The organism is Rickettsia endosymbiont of Seladonia tumulorum, assembly GCF_964030815.1.
Classification (GTDB): Bacteria; Pseudomonadota; Alphaproteobacteria; order Rickettsiales; family Rickettsiaceae; genus Rickettsia.
In genome coordinates this window covers 72,327-86,546 of record NZ_OZ034963.1, presented here as the reverse complement: position 1 = coordinate 86,546, position 14,220 = coordinate 72,327, and the positions used below count along the sequence as shown (strand labels likewise).

Genomic DNA, 14,220 nt, shown 5'->3' with positions numbered 1-14,220 from the left:
AACAAATTAATGCCGATGTGGGAGATATTTATATAGATTTTTGAAGAGCAGTGAGTTTATTTTCTATTTCCGCTTCACTTAAACCGGTAACGTTAATAGCCGTTTCTGTAGCTATGTTAATATAACTTCCTGTTACTTCAGCAGTTACACCATTAGCAATAAGATAAGTAATTTTCGGCTTGTGCATATCATCTATGTAAACTTGTACTAATCCAGCTTTTAAGCTAACAATCATCGGAGCATGACCCTGCAATACACCAAACTCACCCTCTTCACCTGGAAGCGTTACCATTTTAGCCTGCTCTTCAAAAACGATATTTAAAGGCGTAATAATTTTAACGTTAATTGTTTCGCTCATATGATAATATAATTTTTCGTCATTATGACTGAACTTTGTTTCCTGTCATCCCGTAGAGGAATTATTGCGTGGATCATTCTCCCCATGTCATCCCGTGATTTATGAACTAGAGCCAGTTAAAAATACTAATAAAATTAGTATTTTTATTATTTTCTGGATCCCGTGGTCAAGCCACGGGATGACTACCTTAGGGCGTTTTTCGATCCACGCTGGCAATGCCGCCACGGGATGACACCGAAAATACTTTGAGGTCCACGTGGGATAACAATTTATTTTAGTATCTTAGCCTTCTCCACTGCTTCCTCTATAGTCCCAACCATATAAAAAGCTGCTTCCGGTAAATCATCATATTTACCTTCTGTGAGTCCTTTAAAGCCTGCTATAGTATCGGCTAAATTAACAAACTTCCCCTCAGCTCCAGTAAATACTTCAGCTACATGGAAAGGTTGCGACAAGAAACGCTGTATTTTTCTTGCACGTGATACTGTTAGTTTATCTTCTTCAGATAACTCATCCATACCTAGGATAGCGATAATATCTTGTAGAGATTTATAAGTTTGCAATATTTGCTGCACCTTTCTTGCTACATTATAATGCTCTTCCCCAACAATCATCGGATCAAGCACCTGCGAAGTACTATCTAGAGGGTCAACTGCCGGATAAATTCCAAGCTCTGCTATCTGACGGCTAAGTACTGTTGTGGCATCTAAATGTGCGAAAGACGTTGCCGGAGCAGGATCGGTTAAGTCGTCTGCCGGTACGTATATAGCTTGCACGGAGGTTATTGAGCCGTTCTTAGTCGAGGTGATACGCTCTTGTAATTCACCCATATCGGTTGCAAGAGTCGGCTGATAACCTACTGCTGACGGAATTCTGCCAAGTAATGCTGATACCTCTGAACCTGCTTGCGTAAAACGGAATATATTATCGACGAAAAACAGAACATCTTGCCCCTCGTTCATATCTCTAAAACTCTCCGCAACAGTAAGCCCCGTTAATGCAACCCTTGCTCTTGCACCTGGTGGTTCGTTCATTTGCCCATAAACTAAAGCTACTTTTGATTTTTCTGGCTCTTCAAGATTAATAACTCCTGAATCAATCATTTCATGATAAAGATCGTTACCCTCTCTAGTTCTCTCACCAACTCCAGCAAATACGGTATAGCCACCGTGTGCTTTCGCAACATTATTAATCAGTTCCATTATAAGCACGGTTTTACCAACCCCCGCACCACCAAAAAGCCCTATCTTACCGCCTTTAGTATAAGGGGCAAGTAAATCAACAACTTTAATGCCAGTTACTAATATATTACGATCAGTTGATTGCTGAGTAAAGCTTGGTGCAGATTTATATATAGACGAAATGCTTGAGCCTTTAATCTTTCCTTTGCCGTCAATCGGTTCGCCTACGACATTCATAATTCGTCCTAACGTTTCGATTCCTACCGGAATACTAATTGGGCTACCAGTGTCTACTACTTCCATACCTCGCACTAACCCCTCCGTGGAGTCCATAGCGATACAACGCACTGTATCATCACCTATATGCTGAGCTATCTCTAGTACTATTCTTTGCTTATCGTTATAGCACTCAAGGACATTTAAAATCGGCGGTAATTTACCTTTATTGGTAAATTTTACGTCAACTACCGCTGAAATAATTTGAGTAATTTTCCCGATATTTTTTTTCATTATTTTTTCTTTTGTTAAGATAATGTTGTTATTTTGTCATTGCGAGGATATGCATAGCAGAGGGCGGAGGCAATCTCAGGAATTTTATATACTACTTCATGAGATTGCCACGCTCCTTACAGTCGCTCGCAATGACGGTGACAGTTAGTCAAACCGCTTCGGAACCCGCTATTATCTCTATCAATTCCGTAGTAATAATTGCTTGTCTTGACCTATTTAACTTTAATACCAATTTATTAATTATATCATGAGCGTTATTTGTAGCATTTTCCATAGCAGTCATTCTTGAGCCTTCTTCACTTGCTCTATTTTGTAGCAGTGCATAATTTATTTGTGAATTAACATATAAATTAATCAAATTGGAAATTAGATTTTCTCCCTCATACTCATAAATATCGTTAGCTCCCTCTATCTTTGAATCATCATGATATTTCTCTATTGGTAAGATTTGCTGCTTCGTCATTATTTGAGTCATAGCATTTTTAAATTTATTGAAATAAATAGTACAATTACTTACTTCTAAACTTGTTACTAATGCCATAATCTTTTGCTTTATTTGCAACATTAGATTTTCATCATGGTTTTTTGGCAAGTCAAAATAACTATCAATATAACTTTCATAAGACTTTTTTAATGCCTCATAACCTTTTTTCCCGATAATAATAAGCTTGATTTTTTCGCCTTTACTTTTTAAGTTTTCAATATCACTTTTTACTTGTTTAATTATCATATAATTAAACGTTCCGCACAAACCACGCTCAGACGTCATAACTATTAGCAAATTTGCTTTATTGGTCTCTGTATTGAAAAATTTTTGTGCTTCTATAGGAAAGTCATAAATATCAGCGGATAATACAGTAGACATCATTTTACTAATAGCTTCAACATAAAAATTTGAATGAGCTATTTGATTTTTTATTTTTGTCAATTTAGAAGCTGAAACTAATTGCATTGCCTTAGTAATCTTCTGCGTAGATTTAACGCTTTTTATTCTAGTTCTTAGCTGTTTTAAATTTGACATAAATATTTTAATATTTTTATGTCATTGTGAGGAGAAGCTGTAAGTTTCGACGAAGCAATCTCATGAAGTAGTATAAAATTCCTAAGATTGCCACGTCGCTATGCTCCTCGCAATGACGATTTTTCCCCTACACAAAAACAACAACTCTAATCTACCTTGACAAAGTCCTTAACGAAATTCTCTAAAAATGTTTTTAATTTCTGTTCATTTTCTTCAGTGATACGCTTTTCACTTTTTATTGACTCTAAAATATCTTTTTGATTCTGCTTTATCTCACTAAGCATTTTTTCTTCAAATTCCTTAATTCTTTCTATAGGTATATTAATTAAATATTTTTTAGTTCCAGCATAAATACTTATTATCTGCTCTTCGACTGAAAAAGGATGACATTGTGCTTGTTTTAATATCTCAACGAGTCTCTTACCATGTTCGATTTGTGTTTTAGTGGCAGAATCTAAATCTGAACCAAATTGTGAAAAAGACTCAAGTTCTCTAAACTGGGCTAATTCAAGCTTTATCAAGCCTGCAACCTGCTTCATAGCTTTTATTTGTGCAGCAGAACCAACACGGCTTACCGAAATCCCGACATTAACAGCCGGTCTTATACCTTTATAAAACAGCTCGCTTTCTAAGAAAATTTGACCGTCAGTAATAGAAATAACGTTTGTTGGAATATAAGCAGATACGTCACCTGCTTGGGTTTCGATTATAGGAAGTGCCGTAAGTGAACCGCCGCCTTTCTCCTCAGACATTTTAGCAGCACGCTCAAGTAATCTTGAATGCAAGTAAAATACGTCACCAGGATATGCTTCACGTCCGGGCGGTCTTCTAAGTAATAATGATATTTGTCGGTATGCGACAGCATGTTTACTTAAATCATCATAAATAATAAGTGCATGCTTGCCGTTATCACGGAAATACTCACCCATACTACAAGCAGCATAAGGAGCAACAAATTGTAATGCAGCAGCTTCCGAAGCAGTAGCCGAAACAATGATTGTATAATCCATTGCCCCAGCATCTTCTAGTTTTTTTACTATCTGGGCAACGCTTGATCTTTTTTGCCCTATTGCTACATAAATACAATAAATTTTATCTTTCTCATTTTTTAGTGAATGAGCTTGCTTTTGGTTAATAATAGTATCGATAGCTATTGCTGTTTTTCCAGTTTGTCTATCACCTATTATTAATTCTCTTTGTCCTCTTCCTATCGGAATTAATGAATCAATAGCCTTTATACCGGTTTGTACAGGCTCACTAACGCTTGTTCTATCGATTATACCAGGAGCTTTCATTTCAATATGGCGATATTCTTTGCTCTTAATATCACCTTTACCATCAATAGGGTTACCAAGTGCATCAACGACACGACCAAGCAAAGCAGTTCCTACTGGTACTTCTAGCACCTCTTTGGTTCTTTTTACTTTATCACCTTGCTGTACCTGATTATCCTCACCCATAATCACAGCACCAACGCTATCATTCTCTAAATTTAAAACCAGTCCTTTAACACCTGATTCAAATTCCACTACTTCACCGGATTGCACATTTGCAAGACCATAAATTTTTGCTATACCATCACCAACATTTATTACTTGCCCTACTTCTTCAAGCTCGCTTAAACAATTGATATTTGCTATCTCTTTTTGTAATATGTCAGCTACTTCAATAGGTTTTAATTTCATATGGTTTAAGTTTTTTTAATTATTCACGTCATTGCGAGAAGAAACTGAAAGTTTCGACGAAGCAATCTCAGGAGTCAGATACTGTTTCATGAGATTGCCACGTCGATGCGTTGCATCTCCTCGCAATGACGTTTTTTATTCATGCAGCGATCTTAACTTTTTTCAAGGTCCTAGCTATCTTATCTAAACTACCTTTTATCGAACAATCTTGCAATATACTATCATATTTAATTACGATTCCTCCCATAATGGTAGAGTCTATTTCAAAATTTATTTTTACTTCTTGCTTTAACTCTTGTTCTATATTCGATTTAACCCATTCTTGTTCTTTTGGCTGCAATTTACTTGCAGAAATTACTTGCACTATTTTAATATTCTTGCTTTCATATAATAATTTACTATATGTGTTTGCTATATCTGCTAAGATAGAAGTACGGGAATTTTTTATCAATAATAATAAGAAATTTTGCATTATTTTGCTGATTTTAATATTTTTTACTAGCGAATTAATCACGCCAATTTTATCAACTTTATTTACTATAGGGGAAGATAACAGCTCTTTAACCTCTATATTATCTTCAATAATGCTAGTCACTAGATTAATTTCTTCAAGTATCTTATCTTGAGTATTATCAGATTTAGCATTATCAAATAACGCAGCTGCATAATTCTGAGTTAAAATATCTTTATTCATAGCTTAATACTTTGCACATTTTATATTTATATTATTATATATCGGATAATATTTTATATTACATTGATATTTTTTAGAATTTTCTAAAAGCTCTTGTATATCTATATTAGATTCTATTTGGTTCTTCTTAACCTCACTTACGTAATTCGCATCCGGCTTAGGCTGGCTAACACATTTTGAACGCATTTCATTATTGAAATAAGGAGTAAGAAAATATGCTAACTTATAACATATAAAAGTCTTCTCTGTTGTAGAATAATTATTATCAAAGTCAAAATCAACTTGAAAATCTTTTGATAATAACTCATAAACAATCGGAGTTTGAGATTTTAATGATAATTGATTCTCAGATTGAGCACTTAGCTTAGGCATCTTCCACAAAAGTACTAATAAAGAACTTACTACATATACTGTAAAAATTATTACCACAGCAGTAATTAAAATTTTTGTTATTTTATGTCTACTAAATGCACTTAGCTCTTTATAAAATAACGTTTTTTTAAGATAAGCACAGCTGATCGCCATAAAAATTACCCCATAGCTACTTGCATATCTTTTAACACAACCTAAATCAATTCCACTAGGTGTGGAGTATATCGTATTTGCCATTACTATATATAAATATAGTCTCCAAGCTAAAAATAAAAATACAATAAAGCATAAAATGGCAGTAATTACTAAAATTAAGAAACTTTTTAAATATTGAGGTTTATATTTATGTATGCTAATTCCAGTAAACAACAAAATACCATAAATACATAAAAATGATTTTTTTCCTAATGCTTTAAAGACAATATTAACATAAGAGGATATTATATTAATAGTTTTTGCTTCCTTATTAAATAATGAAGAAACTATTTTACAAATTGATCTAGAGAATGCGGCTCTCTTCCTAGAGCTACGTGAGATTCAACATACATAAACCAAAGATAATTTGTTAAAAATGGTAAAATTAATAATATTATTAATACCCCAATTTTTACACTCAAGGACTTTAATTTTTCATTATCATCTACTAACAAATTACAAAAAATCATTATAGAAGCAAACCACGACAACCATAAACCTACTTCTCTAAATAACGGCATAAATAATAAAATAGGCATTACCATTAATAATGCTTTATATTTATTATCTTCCAATATGAAAATAACTAATACTGACGAAAAAATAAATGCTATTAAACCATCATTATAAATTGCTCGCAGTACAAAACTTTCTTGAACAGGAAAGAGTAAAACTAGTGATACTAATAAAATAGTTTGTACAAAATATTTATTTGCCATTAATGGTGCTAAGAATAGCATCTGTAAAATAAAATGACTTAACAATAAATCATTTTCGGAATAGCCGGGGAAGTATAACATAAAATAATGAAATATACTTGGACCCCGTGGATAATGTATATGTGAAGGTAAAATAGAGGTTAAACTATTTTGTGGGAATATATCGTTATAGCTTATCAATTCTTTAGTGTATACTGCCCAAAAAGCCAAATCATCCCATATATTTAGATAAGTAGTATGCAAAAAGAGATAATAACTAAAAGTAATAGCCGTTAAAACGCAAAGCTCTATTTTATACTGAAGAATGTTTGATCTTAATTCAGCAAATTTATATAAATCATATATAAGAGCTACTATACCTATAATAGTTATTAAGCAAGTGGCATAATATAATATTCCCGTTACAGAGCATAAAGTTAAGATTGCTACCAATATAGTAGTTACTATAGGCAAAAAAAACGTAAATCTCGTTTTAAATATATTAGCAAAAAATCCCGCTAGCCCAAAAATACTTAGTAAAGGTAATATTATCATAAAGCATAATTAAATATGTATTGCCCTATCGTAAGCAGCTAGCACCGATTCGTGCATCATTTCCGATAAAGTCGGATGCGGGAATATGGTATTAATTAAATCTAGCTCTGTTCCCTCTAAATTCTTTGAAACTACATATCCTTGTATTAATTCAGTAACTTCTGAGCCTATCATATGTGCCCCAAGTAACTCACCGGTCTTAGCATCAAATATAGTTTTGATCAACCCTTCAGCGTCACCGCCAACTAGGGCTTTACCATTCGCCATAAAAGGAAACCTACCGATTTTTAGTTCATAGCCTAAGGCTTTTGCAGCTTCTTCCGTCAAACCGACACTTGCTATTTGCGGTGAAGAATAAGTGCAGCCAGGGATATTGTGCTTATTGATAGCATGAGGCTTTAAGCCTGCAATGTTTTCCGCTGCAATAATTCCCTCATGGCTTGCTTTATGTGCTAAACAAGGTGCACCTGCTACGTCACCTATTGCGTAAATCCCTGATTCTGCTGTTTGCATCAAGCCATTAGCAACTATATAACCATTTTCTACTTTAACTTTTGTCTTCTCTAGCCCTAGATTTTCAGTATTTGCTACAATACCTACTGCCATAAGCAGAATTTCAGCTTGTAATTTTTGTGTTTTACCAGCTATCTCTAGCTCGACTTCTAAACCATCTTTCGATTTTGTTTGCTTAATCAGCTTAGCATTTGTAATAATTTTTATACCTTTTTTCTCAAAGCTTTTATGGGCAAGGTTTGAAATCTCTATATCTTCCACCGGTAATATTTTGCTATGTGCTTCAATTACTGTAACATCCACCCCGATAGCATTATAAAATGAGGCGAATTCTATACCAATTGCACCTGAACCTACAATAATCATAGATTTTGGCACATGCTGCGGTATCATAGCTTCCTTTGAAGTCCAAATTTGTTTACCATCTGGCTCGAATCCTTTTAAAACTCTAGCTCTTGCTCCGGTAGCGATAATAATATTATCTACTTTTATTTTAAGGTTATCATTAATATTTATTACCTTATTTGCTTCAAGCTTTGCTACTCCATCTATAACAGTAACTTTATTTTTCTTAAGTAGCATCTTAACGCCGCCAGCTAACTTATTTGAGATTTCTCTAGAACGCTCAACGATCTTATTAATATCAATTTTAGCAGAACCTGCATCAACGCCATAATCTTTAGCATGTTTTATATACTCAAACACTTCAGCAGATTTAAGTAGGGATTTTGTCGGAATACATCCCCAATTAAGACACACTCCACCTAAATGCTCTTTCTCTATTAATACAACTTTTTTCTTTAATTGTGCTGCTCTAATTGCAGCAACATATCCGCCAGGTCCACCACCTATCACGGCTATATCATACTGTTCCATGTTGTTCTTATTTTGTTGGTTGGTTTATTTTGGTTACTTGGTGTCACAGGCATTAACGTCATTGCGAGGAGAGGCAAAGCCTCGACGTGGCAATCTCATAAAACAGTACTATATTCCTGAGATTGCCACGCCACTTTCAGTGGCTCGCAATGACGGAAATAGGGATGACATTAGGCTATACTACTTTTTAAGAACCATCTATTTTTCTCGTGCACTTTAATCCGTCCAATAATCATATCGGCGGTCCCTTCATCACCTTCTGCTTGTGCGATTTTTAAACCTTTATATAAAGTATCTATTATAATATCTTGATCTTTTACAAGGCTTTTTAGCATTTCATTTGCAGAAGCATTAGGGTTTGGCTCACTTATAGATGCTAGTTTTATTAAGTTTGATAATGCCGGAACTTTAGCATCTAAAGTTCTTATTCGTTCAGCTAACTCATCTAGACTTTCTGCCAAATCTTCATATTGCCCTTCGAATAATAAATGCAGGCTTCTAAATTCAGCCCCTTCAACATTCCAATGATAATTTTGTGTTTTGAAATATAAGGCATAGCTATCTGCTAAAACCTGTTCTAAAGCTTTTATTACTTGCATAATATATACCTCTAATAAATGAATAATTAGTAGATGAAGTTTTATTTGGAAAAGAGCAAGGCACTTTGAAGCTTATAACCGCAGCGTACATACTAGTACGTGAGGATTATAAGCAAAAAGTAACGCCGCCAATTTTTCAAATAAAACGAGTATACTCCTATAAATAAGAAGTTATGAACTTTTTGACTTTATAGTATTTCATTTAATACTTCAAGTAAGTTGTAATATTTGTGCTGATTTAATATGATTTTCGGTGTGAGAGGATAGAAGTACAATACCACCACTATTTGCTTTCATGACAATTAAGTTATTTAGTAAATCTCTATTTTCTTTACTTAAATTGGTTTCAACTTCATCAAGCAACCATAGATCTGACTGGCAAGCAATAAGCCTTGCTAAAGCTACAACTTTCTGCAATCCACTGGATAAAGTATAGCATTTTTCATCTAATAAATCATATAATTTAAAATAATGAATGGCAGCATCTAGAGTTTCTACTGAATTATAAATCTCTGACCAAAATTTTAGATTTTCAAAAACAGTCATCTCAAGCTTTAGACCTAAATTATGACCAATATAAGTACAGTAAGGTTTAGAAATATTGTTAATATTAAGATTTCTATAGAAAATATTACCGTTACTTGGCTGCATAATGCCCGCTACCATACGTAATAGCGAAGTTTTACCACAACCATTAGCTCCTTTTATATAAGTAATAGCAGAATCTAAAAAAGTAATACTTAAATTATCAAATAATTGTTTTTGATATATATTAAATTTTAATTGGTGAAATGATAGCATTTTAGTATAGCTCTAATAATACTATATCATGATTAGGGTTGTCATCTAACTTAGTTTCTAAAGCTTGGCTTCCAACATTTATATCAGTTACATTATCAGCAGAAGATGGCAATTTTTCATTTGCCATTTCTTCTCCTGTAAATAATTTAGAGAAAATTGTAGATAATATACCAGATTTTAATTTCATGAGTTTAGTTCAGCATCAGCCCCAGCAAGTTCTGTATTATCCTGATTTTCTTGGTTGTTACCCATTCCTAATTTTTCACGAGCATTTCTTAAAGCTTCTTTATGGTCCGATGCTTCAGGATTGACAACATGGCTTACATCTATCCCTGTTGCTTTATTGACCTCTTGACCAACTGCTCTACTTGCATCATCTAGCTTCTCATTTACGTCTTTAACTGTTTTTTTTATTCTGTTTTTCATATAGACCTCAATTTTAAGTTCTATAATTAGAGTAACACTTGAATCTTTTATAATCAACTAGAAAAATTTAACTAACAAATTCTCTACTGACAAATGAAATACATTTAAAATAGAACTTGGCATTAGACCGAAATAAATAATTAGTACTATTAAAGGGGCAATTGAGATTATTTCGTAACTATATAAATCTCTGAAATTAATGATTTCTTTATTAGTAATTTCGCCTAGCATAACTTCTTTATATAGCTTCAGCATGTAAACAGCACCAAGAATTATACCGAGAGCTGCTAGGAAAGTTGCCATCACACTTGCCTTATAAATTCCAAGCAGGCTTAAAAATTCACCAATAAATCCGCTAGTTCCTGGCAAACCGACAGAGCCAAGCATTGCAATCATAAAAAACGTTGCAAGCACCGGCATTTTACTTGCAACACCACCATATTTAGCTATCTCTTTAGTATGTAACCTTTCATATAAAGTGCCGACTATTAGGAATAAGCAGGAAGAAATTATACCATGGCTTAACATTTGGAATAATGCCCCGCTAACTCCGCTATCAGTGAAGCTAAAAATACCTATAGTAACATAACCCATATGGGCAATAGACGAATAGGCAATCATTTTCTTCATATCTTTTTGAGCTAAGGCGACAAGGGAGGCATATATTATAGCAATAACACTAAGCCAAATTACGTAAATCGCAAATTCTTGCGATGCATTAGGTAGAAGTGGCAGTAATACCCTTAAAAAACCATAGCCACCAAGTTTTAGTAAGATACCAGCAAGAATAACCGAGCCGCTAGTAGGTGCTTGTACGTGAGCATCCGGTAACCATGTGTGAAACGGAATCATAGGAATTTTGATGGCAAAGGCAATAAAAATAGCCCACCATAAAATTTGCTGCACATGCAAAGGGAAATTATTAGTAAATTCGCCAATATTGCTTAAATCAAAGCTGTGAATCTTACTATAAATATATATTATCGATAATAAGAAAAATACCGAACCAAAGAAAGTATATAAGAAGAATTTAACAGCCGCATATATTCTATTCTCACCGCCCCATACTCCGATAATAATATACATTGGTACTAATATTACTTCGAAAAATAAGTAGAATAATAATAAATTTATTGAGGTAAATGCCCCTATACAAAAGGATTCCATTAATAAAAAACATACCAAATATTCTTTGATATATTTTTTAACAGTAAATAAGCTCCCAATAATACAAATAAGAGTAAGAAAGGAAGTTAAGCTTACGAAAAATATTGATATACCATCAATACCTACATGAAATTCAAGCCCAATTTTATCAAGCCAGCTATATCGTTCAACAAATTGATAAGCAGGGTTTGAAGAATCAAATTCTATTAATATATATATAGTTGAGATGAATGTTAAAACACTACTCAGCACCGCAACATACATTGTATGTATTTGTTTGTCGGGCTTTTTGCTTTGACTAATGAATAGCAAAATATATAGCACACTTATTAGCGGCAAGAAAATAGTAATTGATATGATTGGTAATTCTAACATTTTTTTAAGATTTTATAAGTTTTTCGTCATTCTTAGCAATGGCAATGGCTCATATGTTATTCTCGCTTAAGGCTTGCGTGCGTGGATTAGGTTTTTCGTCATTGCGAGAAGAAACTGAAAGTTTCGACGAAGCAATCCAGTAAAATGCATAGCATTTTTTATTAGTATTTTTAACTGGATCCCGTGAATAAATCACGGGATGACAGGGGAAAATGATCCACGTGGGCAAACCTTAAGCGGGAATGACACTACACGGCAACTAACCAAACAAAGTAACTAATTGTTACAACAACAAACAACACTACATATAAAGTATAATTAAAAATATATCCAGTTTGGGTTTTACCGGTTAAAATACTAAAACAATTAACACTCCTTGCAAAGCCATTAGGACCAAAACGATCAATTATTTTTTGATCACCAGAATAAAATAAACAAGCCAAGCAGTTAATAGGTTTTACTATTAAGAAATTATATAGCTCATCAAAATAGTATTTATTGATTAATATTTTAGATATGGTTGTCATCCCGTGGCTTGTCCACGGGATCCAGACTTTTTTATTTTTTTTCTGGATGGAGTTAGCAACCCACGGAATGACAGTGCCGATAACAATCCCTATTATTCCCACTATCGTTGGTAATAATTTAATATGCAAAGGTGGATGAGTAACTAATAGCTTATAGACTTGTAAATTAAGTAAACTATCATGGAAATAACCATTCGGTTTATCCATTGAAAGCAGATAATAACCAATCATCCCACTGAAAAAGCTTCCTGCGACTAATAAGGTAAGGGGATTATTCATTACTTTAGGCGGTTCATGAGCGTGTTCGAAAACATCTTTTTCTAGTCTAGTTTTGCCATGGAATACCAACATAATAATTTTCATTGAGTAAATAGCGGTAAGTATTGCAGCTAATATACCAAATATAAACATAAATGATCCGCTGCTATAAACCGCTTCTAAGATCGAATCTTTTGAATAAAACCCTGCAAGCGGATAGATCCCTATTAACGCAAGCGAACCGATTAAAAAATTTCCATAAGTTATAGGCATCTTATTTCGCAGCTCACCCATTTTAAATATATCCTGCTCATGAACAGCATGTATAACGCTGCCAGCTGATAAAAATAGTAAGGCTTTAAAAAAGGCATGCGTTACTAAATGAAATATACCGCTATTATATGCTGATACTCCGCAAGCCATAAACATATAACCAAGCTGGCTACAAGTTGAATAGGCGATAATTTTTTTAATATCGTTTTGCATAATGGCAATGCTTGCAGCAAAAAGGCAAGTAATACCGCCGATGATCGTGATGAATTGTAGCACCATAGGGCTGTATTCAAACAAATATGAACAGCGTGCTACTAAAAACACTCCTACCGTTACCATAGTTGCTGCGTGAATAAGAGCAGATACGGGAGTAGGTCCTTCCATTGCATCAGGAAGCCATACATGTAAGCCTATCTGTGCCGATTTTCCCATGCAGCCGATGAACAACAATAAGCAGGCAATATTAAGGATAGAAATTTCAAAATTAGCTAGTAATATTTTTGTATTAGCTAATTTCGGAGCAAGCAAAAATACATCCTCATAATTTGCTGAATGACAATAAAAAATAATCGTTATTACGCCTAAAATAAAGGCAAAATCTCCGACTCTATTTGCTATAAAAGCTTTAATAGCTGCTTTATTTGCCGATTCTTTTGAGTACCAAAAACCAATTAGTAAATACGAGCAGACGCCAACTCCCTCCCAACCAAAAAATAATTGTAAGAAATTATCCGCCGATACTAGCATTAGCATAAAGAAAGTAAACAGCGATAGGAACGATAAGAAGCGTACTATTCCCTTATCTTCTGCCATATAACCAAGAGAATAAATATGCACAACGCTAGATACCCATGTAACAGCTATAAACATTATGCTTGTTAGCTGGTCTATATAGATCGACCAATCTACCTTAAATTGGCTAATTTCAATCCATGACAATAATTTTATATGGATTATATGCCCGTTTAACCCTGTGTGATAAAATATTATTAATGCAAATAATGCTGATAAAGATAAAAACGATGTGGCAACTATAGACGCTAGTTTTTTATCTATTCTTCTTACAAATAATCCGTTTATTAAAGCGGAAGCAAGAGGTAATACAATAATCATTATAGCAATGCTTTGATACATCT

General features: G+C 33.7%; 14 protein-coding genes. All 14 read right to left on the bottom strand.

The features are described from left to right. Positions 1 to 28 precede the first annotated feature (28 nt). Positions 29 to 358, bottom strand: coding sequence for a F0F1 ATP synthase subunit epsilon (locus tag AAHF54_RS00425; RefSeq protein ID WP_341788675.1), 330 nt, complete (start codon positions 356 to 358; stop codon positions 29 to 31). A 269-nt stretch (positions 359 to 627) separates the two neighbouring features. Continuing rightward, a complete protein-coding gene (atpD, locus tag AAHF54_RS00420) occupies positions 628 to 2,049 on the bottom strand; it encodes a F0F1 ATP synthase subunit beta (RefSeq protein WP_342170035.1) in 1,422 nt (473 codons plus the stop codon). Between the two features lie 148 nt (positions 2,050 to 2,197). Continuing rightward, a complete protein-coding gene (gene atpG, locus AAHF54_RS00415; RefSeq protein WP_341788673.1) occupies positions 2,198 to 3,070 on the bottom strand; it encodes an ATP synthase F1 subunit gamma in 873 nt (290 codons plus the stop codon). A gap of 146 nt (positions 3,071 to 3,216) precedes the next feature. Continuing rightward, the gene (gene atpA / locus AAHF54_RS00410; RefSeq protein ID WP_342170034.1) at positions 3,217 to 4,755 is read right to left on the bottom strand and encodes a F0F1 ATP synthase subunit alpha; all 1,539 of its coding nucleotides are present in this window, start codon (positions 4,753 to 4,755) and stop codon (positions 3,217 to 3,219) included. Between the two features lie 139 nt (positions 4,756 to 4,894). Then, complete coding sequence (gene atpH / locus AAHF54_RS00405) at positions 4,895 to 5,449, bottom strand: ATP synthase F1 subunit delta (RefSeq protein WP_341788671.1); 555 nt, start codon at positions 5,447 to 5,449, stop codon at positions 4,895 to 4,897. 3 nt (positions 5,450 to 5,452) lie between these two features. Further along, on the bottom strand, positions 5,453 to 6,058 hold the full coding sequence (locus AAHF54_RS00400) for a hypothetical protein (protein WP_341788670.1): 606 nt from the start codon (positions 6,056 to 6,058) through the stop codon (positions 5,453 to 5,455). A 245-nt stretch (positions 6,059 to 6,303) separates the two neighbouring features. Then, the gene (locus AAHF54_RS00395; RefSeq protein ID WP_342170033.1) at positions 6,304 to 7,269 is read right to left on the bottom strand and encodes a hypothetical protein; all 966 of its coding nucleotides are present in this window, start codon (positions 7,267 to 7,269) and stop codon (positions 6,304 to 6,306) included. A 9-nt stretch (positions 7,270 to 7,278) separates the two neighbouring features. Next, positions 7,279 to 8,658: a dihydrolipoyl dehydrogenase gene (lpdA, locus tag AAHF54_RS00390; protein WP_342170032.1), complete on the bottom strand. Its 1,380-nt coding sequence runs from the start codon at positions 8,656 to 8,658 to the stop codon at positions 7,279 to 7,281. 170 nt (positions 8,659 to 8,828) lie between these two features. Beyond that, a complete protein-coding gene (locus tag AAHF54_RS00385; RefSeq protein WP_341788667.1) occupies positions 8,829 to 9,257 on the bottom strand; it encodes a Dps family protein in 429 nt (142 codons plus the stop codon). A 210-nt stretch (positions 9,258 to 9,467) separates the two neighbouring features. Continuing rightward, a complete protein-coding gene (gene ccmA / locus AAHF54_RS00380) occupies positions 9,468 to 10,058 on the bottom strand; it encodes a heme ABC exporter ATP-binding protein CcmA (protein WP_341788666.1) in 591 nt (196 codons plus the stop codon). Between the two features lies 1 nt (position 10,059). Further along, positions 10,060 to 10,245, bottom strand: a complete 186-nt coding sequence (locus AAHF54_RS00375) for a hypothetical protein (RefSeq protein WP_341794758.1) — start codon at positions 10,243 to 10,245, stop codon at positions 10,060 to 10,062. Further along, on the bottom strand, positions 10,242 to 10,484 hold the full coding sequence (locus AAHF54_RS00370) for a hypothetical protein (protein WP_341788664.1): 243 nt from the start codon (positions 10,482 to 10,484) through the stop codon (positions 10,242 to 10,244). Before AAHF54_RS00370 ends, AAHF54_RS00375 begins: the two co-directional genes overlap by 4 nt. Positions 10,485 to 10,541: 57 nt before the next feature. Then, positions 10,542 to 12,026, bottom strand: a complete 1,485-nt coding sequence (locus AAHF54_RS00365) for an NADH-quinone oxidoreductase subunit M (protein ID WP_341788663.1) — start codon at positions 12,024 to 12,026, stop codon at positions 10,542 to 10,544. Positions 12,027 to 12,274: 248 nt separating this feature from the next. Beyond that, a complete protein-coding gene (nuoL, locus tag AAHF54_RS00360) occupies positions 12,275 to 14,218 on the bottom strand; it encodes an NADH-quinone oxidoreductase subunit L (protein WP_342170031.1) in 1,944 nt (647 codons plus the stop codon). Between the last annotated feature and the right edge of the window lie 2 nt (positions 14,219 to 14,220).

Coding starts and splice junctions, on each gene's coding strand:
- AAHF54_RS00370 (WP_341788664.1), bottom strand. CDS start 10,484: ATGAAAAACAGAATAAAAAAAACAGTTAAAGACGTAAATGAGAAGCTA.
- atpH (WP_341788671.1), bottom strand. CDS start 5,449: ATGAATAAAGATATTTTAACTCAGAATTATGCAGCTGCGTTATTTGAT.
- AAHF54_RS00425 (WP_341788675.1), bottom strand. CDS start 358: ATGAGCGAAACAATTAACGTTAAAATTATTACGCCTTTAAATATCGTT.
- AAHF54_RS00385 (WP_341788667.1), bottom strand. CDS start 9,257: ATGCAAGTAATAAAAGCTTTAGAACAGGTTTTAGCAGATAGCTATGCC.
- atpD (WP_342170035.1), bottom strand. CDS start 2,049: ATGAAAAAAAATATCGGGAAAATTACTCAAATTATTTCAGCGGTAGTT.
- atpA (WP_342170034.1), bottom strand. CDS start 4,755: ATGAAATTAAAACCTATTGAAGTAGCTGACATATTACAAAAAGAGATA.
- lpdA (WP_342170032.1), bottom strand. CDS start 8,658: ATGGAACAGTATGATATAGCCGTGATAGGTGGTGGACCTGGCGGATAT.
- AAHF54_RS00365 (WP_341788663.1), bottom strand. CDS start 12,026: ATGTTAGAATTACCAATCATATCAATTACTATTTTCTTGCCGCTAATA.
- AAHF54_RS00375 (WP_341794758.1), bottom strand. CDS start 10,245: ATGAAATTAAAATCTGGTATATTATCTACAATTTTCTCTAAATTATTT.
- atpG (WP_341788673.1), bottom strand. CDS start 3,070: ATGTCAAATTTAAAACAGCTAAGAACTAGAATAAAAAGCGTTAAATCT.
- nuoL (WP_342170031.1), bottom strand. CDS start 14,218: ATGTATCAAAGCATTGCTATAATGATTATTGTATTACCTCTTGCTTCC.
- AAHF54_RS00395 (WP_342170033.1), bottom strand. CDS start 7,269: ATGATAATATTACCTTTACTAAGTATTTTTGGGCTAGCGGGATTTTTT.
- ccmA (WP_341788666.1), bottom strand. CDS start 10,058: ATGCTATCATTTCACCAATTAAAATTTAATATATATCAAAAACAATTA.
- AAHF54_RS00400 (WP_341788670.1), bottom strand. CDS start 6,058: ATGGCAAATACGATATACTCCACACCTAGTGGAATTGATTTAGGTTGT.